The sequence below is a fragment of the Mycobacterium sp. GA-1841 genome (assembly GCF_001954135.1).
Taxonomy (GTDB): domain Bacteria; phylum Actinomycetota; class Actinomycetes; order Mycobacteriales; family Mycobacteriaceae; genus Mycobacterium.
Window position 1 is genome coordinate 1 of the sequence record NZ_MBEQ01000080.1, and the last position, 11,757, is coordinate 11,757.

Annotated in this window: 13 protein-coding genes; 9 read left to right on the forward strand and 4 right to left on the reverse strand. The window is 68.1% G+C overall.

Translation table 11 applies throughout. The features are described 5' to 3' along the window. A partial coding sequence (locus tag A5740_RS29170; protein WP_175616295.1) for a hypothetical protein occupies window positions 1–158 on the forward strand: 158 nt, incomplete at its 5' end. A 21-nt stretch (window positions 159–179) separates the two neighbouring features. On the opposite strand, the gene A5740_RS19245 is transcribed toward A5740_RS29170, so the two are convergent. Next, complete coding sequence (locus A5740_RS19245; RefSeq protein WP_076196626.1) at window positions 180–818, reverse strand: MBL fold metallo-hydrolase; 639 nt, start codon at window positions 816–818, stop codon at window positions 180–182. 46 nt (window positions 819–864) lie between these two features. Between A5740_RS19245 and A5740_RS19250 the strand changes: the two genes are divergently transcribed. From A5740_RS19250 to purQ, 3 genes are read left to right on the forward strand one after another with little or no spacing between them, the layout of a single operon-like run. Next, window positions 865–1,506: an ATPase gene (locus A5740_RS19250; protein WP_076196608.1), complete on the forward strand. Its 642-nt coding sequence runs from the start codon at window positions 865–867 to the stop codon at window positions 1,504–1,506. Between the two features lie 10 nt (window positions 1,507–1,516). Next, on the forward strand, window positions 1,517–1,756 hold the full coding sequence (purS, locus tag A5740_RS19255) for a phosphoribosylformylglycinamidine synthase subunit PurS (protein WP_054603966.1): 240 nt from the start codon (window positions 1,517–1,519) through the stop codon (window positions 1,754–1,756). Continuing rightward, window positions 1,753–2,427, forward strand: a complete 675-nt coding sequence (gene purQ, locus A5740_RS19260) for a phosphoribosylformylglycinamidine synthase subunit PurQ (RefSeq protein WP_076196610.1) — start codon at window positions 1,753–1,755, stop codon at window positions 2,425–2,427. The genes purS and purQ overlap by 4 nt, the downstream gene beginning before the upstream one ends. A gap of 43 nt (window positions 2,428–2,470) precedes the next feature. On the opposite strand, the gene A5740_RS19265 is transcribed toward purQ, so the two are convergent. Then, entirely contained in the window at window positions 2,471–3,268 is a 798-nt protein-coding gene (locus A5740_RS19265) for a family 1 encapsulin nanocompartment shell protein (RefSeq protein WP_076196612.1), read from the reverse strand. Beyond that, window positions 3,265–4,296, reverse strand: coding sequence for a Dyp-type peroxidase (locus A5740_RS19270; protein ID WP_076196614.1), 1,032 nt, complete (start codon window positions 4,294–4,296; stop codon window positions 3,265–3,267). The genes A5740_RS19265 and A5740_RS19270 overlap by 4 nt, the downstream gene beginning before the upstream one ends. A 49-nt stretch (window positions 4,297–4,345) precedes the next feature. On the opposite strand from A5740_RS19270, the gene A5740_RS19275 reads away from it, so the two are divergent. Further along, window positions 4,346–5,629, forward strand: coding sequence for a M18 family aminopeptidase (locus A5740_RS19275; RefSeq protein WP_076196616.1), 1,284 nt, complete (start codon window positions 4,346–4,348; stop codon window positions 5,627–5,629). 15 nt (window positions 5,630–5,644) lie between these two features. Beyond that, a complete protein-coding gene (locus tag A5740_RS19280) occupies window positions 5,645–5,998 on the forward strand; it encodes a VOC family protein (protein WP_076196618.1) in 354 nt (117 codons plus the stop codon). On the opposite strand, the gene A5740_RS19285 is transcribed toward A5740_RS19280, so the two are convergent. After that, entirely contained in the window at window positions 5,995–6,225 is a 231-nt protein-coding gene (locus tag A5740_RS19285; RefSeq protein WP_076196620.1) for a hypothetical protein, read from the reverse strand. The genes A5740_RS19280 and A5740_RS19285 overlap by 4 nt on opposite strands. A 107-nt stretch (window positions 6,226–6,332) precedes the next feature. On the opposite strand from A5740_RS19285, the gene A5740_RS19290 reads away from it, so the two are divergent. Genes A5740_RS19290 through A5740_RS19300 form a run of 3 tightly spaced genes read left to right on the forward strand, consistent with a single transcriptional unit; the run spans window position 6,333 to window position 11,565 of the window. Next, on the forward strand, window positions 6,333–7,538 hold the full coding sequence (locus A5740_RS19290; protein ID WP_076196628.1) for a cation:proton antiporter: 1,206 nt from the start codon (window positions 6,333–6,335) through the stop codon (window positions 7,536–7,538). Window positions 7,539–7,558: 20 nt separating this feature from the next. Further along, a complete protein-coding gene (gene purL / locus A5740_RS19295; protein ID WP_175616296.1) occupies window positions 7,559–9,841 on the forward strand; it encodes a phosphoribosylformylglycinamidine synthase subunit PurL in 2,283 nt (760 codons plus the stop codon). Then, on the forward strand, window positions 9,838–11,565 hold the full coding sequence (locus tag A5740_RS19300) for an alpha/beta-hydrolase family protein (protein WP_076196624.1): 1,728 nt from the start codon (window positions 9,838–9,840) through the stop codon (window positions 11,563–11,565). Before purL ends, A5740_RS19300 begins: the two co-directional genes overlap by 4 nt. Window positions 11,566–11,757: the final 192 nt, after the last annotated feature.

Genomic DNA, 11,757 nt, shown 5'->3' on the forward strand with positions numbered 1-11,757 from the left:
GCGTACAGGCCCCCGAAGGCGGCCCCATCCTCTTTGAGGACGCCGGCTTCGGCGGGGGTGGGGTGCACGGGTACCGATCCCTGGAAGGCACCTTCCTGGGCGGCTGCATCTTCTCCGGCCGGGCAGCCGGACGGGGCGCGGCGGCCGACATCGCTTAGTTCACCGCGCTTGGACGCCGCCTAGAATTCGGTGCCGTTTTCCTCGGCGAGCACGTGGAAGTCCGTGTTCGTCATCTCGGCCAGCCGTCCGTAATAGATGCCGCGGGCATTCGGTTCGATGATGCCCTGGTGGATCGGCACCGCCCGCGTCGGCGCGACCGCACGCAGAAAGTCCACGGCCTCCGAGATTTTCATCCACGGGGCCGCGGCCGGGGTGGCCAGCACGTCGACCGGCTCGCCGGGGACGAACAGTGCGTCACCAGGATGCATGAGCCGTGCCGGATGCTCCTCGTCACCCACCAGATACGAAATATTGTCGATCACAGGAAGTTCCGGGTGGATGACCGCGTGCGTGCCGCCGGTGCCGCGCACGTTGAGCGAACCGACCTGGAAGGCGTCGCCCGGATGCACTGCGCGCCAAGGTTCGCCCAACTGCGCGGCGGTCTGCGGATCGGCATACAACACCGCCTGCGGGTTGGCGTCGATCAGTGCCGGCAATCGGGCGGTATCGGCGTGGTCGGGGTGCTGGTGGGTGATCAGGATGGCCGACAAGCCGGTGATGCCCTCGAAACCGTGCGAGAAGGTACCCGGATCGAACAGCACGGTGGTATCCGAAATGCTTGCCAATAGGCACGAATGTCCGAAATGCGTGAGCTGCATACCTATATTGTGACGCTCGGTGGGGATCTGGCGGGTGATCGCGACAATGTCGCTCGTGCTCTGCGGGCTGGCCGCAGCGCCGCCCGCGGCGTGGTCGGAGCCCAGCGCCAACTGCCCGCCGCGGTGCGACAGCATCCCGGATTCGGCGTGGGTGGCATCCTCACAACTCCCGCTGTACCGCGAATACCGCTGGCCCGGGCTGGCGGGACTGGCCGTGACCGCGGTCGCACCACGCTTCCGATTCGCCGAGGACTGCGCCGTGCCGCCGGTGCCTGGCGATCCGCGTAGCTATGCGGTCGCGGCCCGCGCCGACGTCGCTCGGCCCGCCGGGGACTGGCAGCTGCGGGTGCAGGTGATCCACTGGCGCGGCGAGACATGGCTGGGCGGCCAGACTGCGCTGGCGGTCGTGCAGGGCGCCGCCGCGGCGCTCCGCGCCTGTCAGGTCCCTGGAATGACCACCTCGATCACCACCGAGCAGCCCGGTCAGCTGGCCGCGGTGCTCACCCTCGACGGTAAGCAGGTACTGCACCAGTACCTGCTGGCCGATTCGCGCAACAGCACCATCGTCGAACTGGCCATGTGGTCGACCACACCGCCACGGGTGATGTGGTCGGCGCCATCGGACGAAGCGGTGCTCGATGCGCTCGCGGACCCACTGTGCACGGCTTACATCGGGTCGTGCCGGTAGAGTGTGCGCCGTGGCAAAGGTGGTTGTGCACGTCATGCCCAAGGCGGAGATCCTCGACCCGCAGGGGCAGGCGATCGTCGGGGCACTTGGTCGGCTTGGACATGGTGGTATCGCGGACGTCCGTCAGGGCAAGCGTTTCGAGCTCGAAGTCGACGACTCCGTAGCCGACGAAACCCTGGCCGAGATCGCTGAGTCTCTGCTGGCCAACACCGTTATCGAGGACTTCTCCGTGAGCCGGGAGGACTCGTGAGCACCCGTGTCGGGGTGATCACCTTCCCCGGGACGCTCGACGACGTCGACGCGGCCCGCGCCGTCCGTCTGGCCGGGGCCGAGGCGGTCAACCTCTGGCACGCCGACGCCGATCTCAAAGGCGTCGACGCGGTCGTCGTCCCCGGCGGTTTCTCCTACGGCGACTACCTGCGCTGCGGTGCGATCGCGAAGTTCGCTCCCGTCATGGGCTCGGTCGTCGAAGCGGCCGGCAAGGGCATGCCCGTGCTGGGCATCTGCAACGGCTTCCAGGTGCTGTGCGAGGCCGGGTTGCTGCCCGGCGCCTTGACTCGCAACGCCGGGCTGCACTTCATCTGCCGTGACACCTGGCTGGAGGTGGCGTCGAACACCACGGCCTGGACCACCCGCTACGACGTCGGTGCCGACCTGCTCATCCCGCTCAAGTCGGGGGAGGGCCGCTACGTGGCCTCCGAAGCCGTGCTCGACGAGCTCGAGGGTGAGGACCGCGTGGTGTTCCGCTATCGCGAGAACCTCAACGGCTCGATGCGCGGGATCGCGGGTGTGTGTTCGGAAAACCGTCGCGTCGTCGGCCTGATGCCCCACCCCGAACATGCCACCGAGGCCTTGACCGGTCCGTCCGATGACGGGCTCGGGTTGTTCTACTCCGCGTTGGACGCGGTGCTCTCGGTCTGAGCCTGCCGCCCCGCGAACACAGTCGCTCGCGGGGCAACGTGAACTACGCGGTGAGGGCGACAGACGCCTCGGCGGTGTAGCACAGGAACGTCAGGGTCTCCTGCAGGTACAGCTGCACGCTCTCGGCGTCGTGCGACAGGTAGCCGATCGAGACGTCGGTGCCCAATTGCAGGTCGAAATCCCCGCCGCGGGTGGACAACACGAATGCCCCGTCGATCGCCGGCGCCCAGATGATCTCCCCGTCGACCAGCCGGCTCAGGTGCTCACGGATCGGATAACCGTGTGCGGTGGTCTCACTGACCTTGGTGTAGGTCTCCGCCGAGAGCAGCACCGAGTAGGGCCCGTCGACGCCGGCCAGCCGCAGCTCCGAGAGCGCCTGGGCGATCACGTCGGGAATCTCACGGGCATCGTCGGGCAGCGCCAGTGCCGGGTTCGAGCTGGAGTTGCGGATACCTTCGATCGAGGCCGCCGGGTAGCCCTCGAAGATCGCCCGGTCCTCGACGAAGGCCAGCTTCTTGGCAGCATCCTTGACCGGATCCCAATCCGAATCCTGCGATCCGCGCTCGACATCGTCGATGTCCTTGCGCTGCACCGTGAACGGCACCCGCAGCCGCACCAGCGGCTTGGCGTCGCGCAGATGGGCCACCACACCGTCGCCGGGCGAGCTGACATCGAGCAGGTGCCCGGTGCTGATCGCCGCGGTGACCGGGCCGCCGGGCTCGCTGACATCGACCACACGTCGACCGGCGATGTGCCGCTTGAAGGTTCGGCTGGCCTCGAGTTCGATCTCGGCCCAGGCGGACTCGGTGATCGGGGCGAGCTCGCGATACAGGTTGTTCATTGCGGGATTCCTTTCAGACTGCCGATGCCGAGCGAGCCGTCACGGTGGCCCTGATCCGGTGAAACGTCTTCTGCTGCTTGGGACAGCGGGTCCGACGGCAGCGGCGGTGGATCGTCCAGAAAATCAATCGTGGGGGTGAAGAACAAGCCCCCGGTGAGCGCGGTGGAGAAATCCAGGATGCGGTCGGTGTTTCCCGGCGGGTCGCCGATGAACATGTTGGTCAGCATCCGCTCGGTCACCGCGGGCGTACGCGAATAGCCGATGTAGTACGTGCCGAATTCACCCCTGCCGATCTCGCCGAACGGCATGTTGTGGCGGATGATCTTCAACTCGTTGCCCTCGTCGTCTTCGATGACGTTCAGCGCCACATGGGAATTGGCGGGCTTGACCGCATCGTCGAGTTCGATGTCGTCGAGCTTGGTGCGGCCGATCACCCGCTCCTGCTCTTCGGTGGACAGCGAGTTCCACGAGCCCATGTCGTGGACGTACTTCTGCACGTGCACATAACAGCCACCGGTGAAATCCGGGTCCTCGTCGCCGATCTGGCTGGCGTTGACCGCCACCGGACCGTCGGGGTTCTCGGTGCCGTCGACGAAACCCATCAGGTCCCGGTTGTCGAAGAACTTGAAACCGTGCACCTCGTCGACGATCGTGACGGCGCCGGCCATCGCGTCGGCGAACTTGGTGGCCAGCTCGAAACACACATCCATCGACTCCGCGCGCAGATGGAACAGCAGATCCCCCGGTGTGGCCGGGGCCCGATGACGCGGGCCGTCCAACGGAATGAACGGGTGCAGCTCGGCGGGGCGCGGACCGGAGAACAAGCGGTCCCACGCGTCGGACGAGATCGAGACGATCGCCGACAGACGTTTCGAAGGGTCACGGAAGCCGATGGCGCGCACCAGACCTGAAATATCGGCCAACGCGTCATGCACCGTCGCCTCGCCGCCGTCGTCGATGGTCGCCACCATGAACACGGCAGCCGGCGTCAGCGGCGCCAGAACCGGCTGGGGCTGTGGTGCGGTCACAAACCGACCCTAGCGTGGCGCGCCCGCAATTCCCGGTCAAGATAGACATATGGCAGCTAGCGCCCAGAGTCTGTGCGAATTCATCGACGCCTCGCCGTCACCGTTCCATGTGTGCGCCACCGCCGCGCACCGGCTGCGCGCGGCCGGATTCACCGAACTCGCCGAAACCGACAGCTGGCCTGCCACCGCGGGCGGTGAATCGGGCCGGGGGGGAAAGTTCTTCACGGTGCGGGCCGGGTCGCTGGTGGCCTGGAACACCGAGGAGACCGACCCCGCCGCGCCGTTCCGGGTCGTCGGCGGCCACACCGACAGCCCCAATCTCCGGGTCAAGCAGCATCCGGACCGTGTCGTGGCGGGCTGGCAGGTCGTCGCGTTGCAGCCCTACGGCGGGGCCTGGCTCAACTCGTGGCTGGACCGCGACCTGGGGATCAGCGGCCGGCTGTCGGTCCGCCGAGGCACGACGATCGAGCATCTGCTGGTGCGCGTCGACGATCCGATCCTGCGGGTGCCGCAGCTGGCCATCCACCTGTCCGAGGACCGCAAGGGCGTCAGCCCCGACCCGCAGCGCCACCTCAACGCGGTGTGGGGCCTGGGTGAGCGGCCGCGGTCGTTCCTCGGGTTCATCGCCGAGCGGGCCGGCGTCACCGAGGCCGAGGTATTGGGTTTCGACCTGATGACCCATGACCTGGCGCCGTCGGCGATCACCGGGGCCGGCGGCGAGTTCGTCAGCGCACCCCGCTTGGACAACCAGGCCACCTGCTACGCCGGGCTTGAGGCGTTGTTGGCCGCAGAGACCAGTTCGCACGTGCCGGTGTTGGCCCTGTTCGACCATGAGGAGGTCGGCTCGACCTCCGACCACGGCGCGCAGTCCGAGCTGTTGCCCACGGTGCTGGAGCGGATCGTCCTTGCCGCCGGCGGCGATCGGGAGACCTTCCTGCGCCGCACCGCCGGATCGATGGTGGCCTCCGGCGACATGGCGCACGCCACGCATCCGAACTACCCGGACCGCCACGAGCCCGGCCACCAGATCGCGGTCAACGCCGGACCCGTCCTCAAGGTGCAGCCCAACCTGCGCTACGCCACCGACGGGCGGACCGCCGCGGCCTTCGCGCTGGCCTGCGATCAGGCCGGGGTGCCGTTGCAGCGCTACGAACACCGTGCCGATCTGCCGTGCGGCTCGACCATCGGCCCGATGACGTCGGCGCGCACCGGAATCCCGACCGTCGACGTCGGCGCGGCGCAACTGGCCATGCACTCGGCCCGCGAATTCATGGGTGCCGAAGACGTCGCGGCCTACTCGGCGGCATTGCGGGAGTTCTTGTCACCGGCCTGATCTAAGGTCGGCGCCATGGCACTGTCCGTGGAGATGATCACGATCGACTGCACCGACCCGGATGCGCTGGCCCAGTGGTGGGCGCAAGCGCTCGGCGGCGAGGTGACCGCCTTGGCGCCAGGCGAGTTCGTGATGTTGGTGCAACCCGACGGGCCGCGGCTGGGTTTTCAGAAGGTCCCGGTTCCGACGCCGGGCAAGAATCGCGTCCACCTCGACCTGGCGGCGTCCGACGCGGAAGCCGAGGTGGCCCGGTTGGTGAGCCTCGGGGCCAGCGAGACCGAACGACACAGCATGGGCGATGACTTCAGCTGGGTGGTTCTCGCCGACCCCGAGGGCAATGCGTTCTGTATCGGGTCCGAGCAGGGCTAGCTGATCCGGCTGGCCAGCATGTGCTTGGCCATCTCGGCGCCCTTGCGGCTGTCGGCCTGCGCCTTACGGAACAACTCGACCACCTCGGTGTCGCCGTCGCGTTCGGCGTCGGCGATGAACGTCTCCATCCGCAGGGCGTTCTCGAGGCACTGCTCGGTGTACCAGATCAGGTTGTAGTTCTTGTCTTTCGTGCCGGTCACATGGCCGGTCTCGGTGCTCGCGGTCATCGGTTCACTCCCTTTCGTTCGCCGGTTGCGTGACCCTGTCGGCCTACCCGTGGGTTCGGCGCCACAAACCAGAACCGTCACAGCGCACGGCTGGAATGATCACCGCTGTGCTGCTCTCGCTCATCGCGGTATCGGTCGTGCTTGCCGGATGGTCGCTGCTGTCGAGGGGGCTGGCCCGGCTGCGGTTGACCGCGCCGATGGTGCTGGTGCTGGCCGGGGTGGCGGTCGGCTTCACCCAGAGCGGGGTGGCCGACACCCTCAACGCCGACAGTGCCCAGCACGTGGCCGAGATCATCCTGGCGGTCCTGCTGTTCGTCGACGCCACCGATGTCCGCGGCGGATTTCTGGGTGCCGATCCGCGATCGGCGCTGCGGCTGCTGTTCATCGCGCTGCCGCTCGGGCTGGCCTGCTCGGTGCTGATCGGCGGGTGGCTGCTGCCCGGCCTGTCCTGGGCCGCGCTGTTGGTGATCGCCTGCATCGTGGTGCCGATCGATTTCGCGCCGACGTCGACACTGCTGCGCGACGCCCGGCTCCCCGAACGGGTCCGCGATCTGCTCAACGTCGAGGCGGGCTACAACGACGGCATCATCTCACCCGTCTTCATCTTCGCCGTGGTGCTGGCCGCCGACGCGCGGCACGTCGAGACTCCCGTCGATGCGTTGGCCTCGGCGGTCCCCGAGGCCGTCAAGGCGATCCTGGTCGGTGTGCTGGTGGGCGCTGCCCTCGCGGTCGCCGCCAACCATGCCCAGCAGCGCGACCTGATGACCGATCAGGCCAAGCGGGTGATCCTGGTGGCCGCGCCGCTGCTGGCCTTCGGTGCCAGCCTGCTCGTCGACGGCAACGGCTTCGTCTCGGCGTTCGTCTGCGGCATCGCGTTCAACTACCTGCGGTCCTCGGCCACCTTCTCCGCCGAGCTCGAACTCGTCGACGACGTGGGCTTCCTGCTCGCCGCGATGATGTGGTTCGTGTTCGGCCTGACCGCGGTGCTGGCGCTTCGCTCTGGGATCTCGCTGGCCACGGTGGTGTTCTGCCTGTTGGCGCTGACCGTGGTGCGCATGCTGCCGGTGCTGGTGGCCATGCTGGGCTCCCCGGTGAGCTGGCGAGAGCGGCTGTTGCTGGGCTGGCTCGGCCCGCGCGGCACCGCCTCGATCGTGTTCGGCCTACTGGCGTTCAACGCCCTGGAAGGGGTGGCCGAGCACACCGTGGCGCAGGTGCTGGTGGTGGCCGTGCTCGGCAGCGTCGTGTTGCACGGAGTCGGTGCACCAGCGGCTGCCCGCGCCTATACGCGGGCAACCACTAAACTGGGGTCGTGACGTCTGAGCTCACCCACGCTATGGACACGGTGCAGCGGGCAGCCGCCACCCCCGATCAGCCCCAGCCCTACCGCGAACTCGGTCTCAAGGACGACGAGTACCAGCGGATCCGCGAGATCCTGGATCGCCGCCCCACCGATGCCGAACTGGCCATGTACTCGGTGATGTGGAGCGAACACTGCTCGTACAAGTCCTCCAAGGTGCACCTGCGCTACTTCGGTGAGACCACCACCGAGGCGATGCGCGCCGGCATGCTGGCCGGCATCGGTGAGAACGCCGGCGTCGTCGACATCGGCGACGGCTGGGCCGTCACCTTCAAGGTCGAATCGCACAACCACCCGTCCTACGTCGAGCCCTACCAGGGCGCGGCCACCGGCGTCGGCGGCATCGTCCGCGACATCATGGCGATGGGCGCCCGTCCCGTGGCGGTCATGGACCAGCTGCGCTTCGGTGCGGCCGATGCGCCCGACACCCGCCGCGTGCTCGACGGCGTGGTGCGTGGGGTCGGCGGCTACGGCAACTCGCTGGGCCTGCCCAACATCGGCGGCGAGACGATCTTCGACCCGTCCTATGCGGGCAACCCGTTGGTCAACGCGCTGTGCGTCGGCGCGCTGCGCAAAGAAGACCTGCACCTGGCCTTCGCGTCGGGTACCGGCAACAAGATCATCCTGTTCGGGGCGCGCACGGGCCTGGACGGCATCGGCGGCGTGAGCGTGCTGGCGTCGGACACGTTCTCTGGCGACGAATCTGGAGCCGGCCGCAAGAAGCTGCCGAGCGTTCAGGTGGGCGACCCGTTCACCGAGAAGGTGCTCATCGAGTGCTGCCTCGAGCTGTACTCCGCCGGCCTGGTGGTCGGCATCCAGGACCTCGGCGGCGCCGGGTTGTCCTGCGCCACCTCCGAGCTCGCGTCCGCCGGTGACGGCGGCATGCGCATCGAGCTGGATCAGGTGCCGCTGCGCGCCAAGGACATGACCCCGGCCGAGGTGCTCTCCAGCGAGTCCCAGGAACGCATGTGTGCCGTGGTGACGCCGGAGAACGTCGAGGCGTTCATGGCCGTCTGCCGCAAGTGGGAGGTGCTGGCCACCGTGATCGGTGAGGTCACCGACGGCGACCGCCTCCAGATCACCTGGCACGGTGAGACCGTGGTCGACGTGCCGCCGCGCACCGTGGCCCACGAGGGCCCGGTCTACGAGCGCCCGGTGGCCCGGCCCGACACCCAGGACGCCCTGGTCGCCGACACGTCGGCCAAACTGCCCCGGCCCAAGACCGGCGACGAGCTCAAGGCCACGCTGCTGGCCCTGATCGGCAGCCCGCACCTGTGCAGCCGGGCCTTCATCACCGAGCAGTACGACCGCTACGTGCGTGGCAACACCGTGCTGGCCGAGCATGCTGACGGCGGGGTGCTGCGCATCGACGAGACCACCGGCCGCGGCATCGCGGTGTCCACCGACGCCTCGGGCCGCTACACCCAGCTCGACCCGTACACGGGCGCACAGCTGGCGCTGGCCGAGGCCTACCGCAACGTCGCCGTCACCGGGGCCACCCCGGTGGCGGTGACCAACTGCCTGAACTTCGGCTCGCCCGAGGATCCCGGCGTGATGTGGCAGTTCAGCCAGGCCGTCCGGGGCCTGGCCGATGGTTGTGCCGCCCTTGGTATTCCGGTCACCGGCGGCAACGTCAGCTTTTACAACCAAACCGGATCCACCGCGATCCTGCCCACTCCGGTGGTCGGGGTGCTCGGGGTGATCGACGACGTGAAACGACGCATCCCCACCGGCCTGGGCACCGAACCGGGGGAGACCCTGCTGCTGCTCGGCGACACCCACGACGAGTTCGACGGATCGGTCTGGGCTCAGGTCACCGGCGACCACCTCGGCGGGGTTCCACCGAAGGTGGACCTCGAGCGTGAGAAGCTGCTGGCCGAGGTGCTGACCGCGGCCTCGCGCGACGGGCTGATCTCGGCCGCCCACGACCTGTCCGAAGGTGGCCTGATCCAGGCCATCGTCGAAGCCGCGCTGGCCGGTGAAACCGGTTGCCGGGTCATCCTTCCGGAGGATCTTCCCGACGGTATCGATCCGTTCGTCTTCCTGTTCTCGGAGTCGTCGGGCCGCGTGCTGGTGGCGGTGCCGCGCACCGAGGAGAGCCGGTTCCGGTCGATGTGTGAGGCCAGGAACCTGCCGGTCACCCGCGTCGGCGTGGTGGACCAAGGCAGCGACTCGGTCGAAGTCCAGGGTCAGTTCAGCATCACCCTCGCGGAGCTACGGAGCACGTCGGAGGGCGTGCTGCCCGGGCTGTTCGGGTGACGGCCGAGACCCTCGACGCACGTCATCCTCTGCTGCGCTGGGCCTGGAGCCTGGTGCGGCTGGACTTCGCCGGCATCGCAGTCGGCGCCCTGTTCTTCTGCCTGTCACTGACCCCGTCGTTGCTGCCGCGGGACTGGCTGTTCGCCGGTCTCATCGGTGGCATCAACCTTGCCATCGGCTACGGCATCGGGGTGCTGCTCGGAAAAGCGTTGTACCGCTTCGTATTGGCGCGACGTACCTGGTGGCCCCCGCGAAAGTGGGTGCTGTACTGGGCCAAGGCATTGGTCATTGCCGGATCGGCCACGGCCTGCGTGCTGATGCTGATCCCGGCCGCGGCCTGGCAGCGGCAGGTATCGGCGCTGATGGGCATCGAAGGGCCGGCCACCCTCGGCTACATGCGAACCCTGATCATCACCGCCGCCGTGGCCGCCGCCCTGATCGGCACCGCGCGCGTGCTGCGCGACGCCGTACGGCTGCTGGCCCGGTACTTCATCCGGCGCTGGCGTCTGCACCGGGAGGTGGCCCAGTTCATCGGCACCGCGATCGTGGTGGTGCTCGTCATCACCCTGGTCAACGGTGTGCTCTACCGCGGATTCCTCGCCGGGGCCAGTCGCGTGTTCCAGCCGCAGAACACCACCACCCGTGAGGGTGTCAACCAGCCGACAGAGCCCGAAAGGTCCGGCAGCCCAGCATCTTTCGCAGCCTGGGATTCGCTCGGATTTCAGGGCCGCAACTTCGTGGCCACCGGCCCCCGCGCCGCCGAACTCGAAGCGGTCAACGGTGAACCCGCCAAAGAGCCCATCCGCGTGTATGCCGGTCTGCACACCGCCGACACCGACGAGCAGCGGATCGCGGTGCTGCTCAGCGAACTTGAGCGCACCCACGCCTTCGACCGCAAACTGTTGGTGATCGTCCCGACCACCGGCACCGGGTGGGTCAATCCGGTGGCCGCCCGCGCCCTGGAGTTGATGTACAACGGCGACACCGCCATGGTAGGTATGCAGTATTCCTATCTGCCGAGCTGGATTTCGTTCATGGGCGATCGGCAGAAGTCGATGGACAACGGCCGGATGATGATCGACGCGATCCAGGCGCGCTGGGAGGAATTGCCGCCGGAACGCCGCCCCAAGCTTGTGCTGTACGGCGAGAGCCTCGGGTCGATGGCCGGTCAGGGTGCATTCGACTGGCTTCCCGACATCTCCCGGATGGGCTTCTCCTCGGTGCTGTGGGTGGGTCCACCCAACGCCAGCCCGCTGTGGCATGGGCTGATGGTGCGCCGCGACCCGGGCACCCCGCAGGTGCGTCCGCGGTACGACAACGGCCGCACCGTGCGGTTCTCCGAGGCCGCTGACGCCGCCGAGATCGCCGCGGACACCGCCGGCCCCTGGGAAGGCACCCGGGTGTTGTTCCTGCAGCACCCGTCGGATCCGATCGTCTGGTGGTCGACGGATCTGCTGTTCTCCGAACCGGATTGGCTGGTCGAACCACCCGGCACCGACCGCACCGCCTCGATGCGCTGGTACCCGATCATCACGTTCTGGCAGGTGGCCGCCGACATCACCAACGCCTCGAGCGTGCCGGCCGGACACGGCCACAACTACGGCCAATCGATGCTCGACGGTTGGGCCGCGGTGGCCCCGCCGGCGGGATGGACACCCGCCGACACCGAACGGATCCGGGTGGCGCTGGACAAGACGGCGGGCGAAGACGGACCCGAGAACTGACGGCATGAAAGGGAAGCGATGAACGCGAGCCCCAACGGGGCGGCCGGTCCGACGCGGCTGTTCCTGCCCGACGAGGACGTCGAACTGACTGCGCTGCAGGGCTATTGCAGCGCCAATGCCGACATTCTCGCGCTCAACGCCGACCCGTTGTATGTGTATGCCCGCCGCAGCGATCCACGCCGCCGGGTCGGG